The sequence below is a fragment of the Acinetobacter sp. ANC_7553 genome (assembly GCF_056779895.1).
This window is the reverse complement of the sequence record NZ_JBWYIV010000054.1, coordinates 1-408: the sequence shown is the minus strand read 5'-3', so window position 1 is coordinate 408 and position 408 is coordinate 1. Positions and strand designations below refer to the sequence as shown.

At 35.0% G+C, this 408-nt stretch carries 1 pseudogene; it reads left to right on the top strand.

From position 1 onward, the window contains the following. A pseudogene (locus AC1M9I_RS14640) lies at positions 1 to 311 on the top strand (hypothetical protein); the annotation flags it as partial. Positions 312 to 408: the final 97 nt, after the last annotated feature.

The window sequence follows — 408 nt, the reverse complement described above, 5'->3', positions numbered from 1 at the left end:
AACTACGTCATGATACTCAATTAACATTGGCCTCAGAGTTGATTGCAAATAATGTTTTTTCTAAGGCTGATTGTAGTTGGTACTTTGTTGAATTAGTAGATGGTGAGTTTGAAGATATTGGGGTTGAGGATGTAGATACTTTTGCTACACCTGATTTAAAAGTTATAGGGGGAGAATTATGCCCAAGAATAGGTTATTGGATTTTATCTAATGATAAAGCAAAACGATTGTATTTCACCAAAGGAACCATAATGAATAAATCTAGTAAAAATTGGGGCGAAGAATATTGGGTATATGACGGTGAAGAATAGAAAGTCATTCTAGGCTTTTATTTAATTGAAGGCTTTGTCATGCTACCCCTTATGATGAAATCTTTGAACTCAGAACAGATCAAAGGGGGCAGTGCGT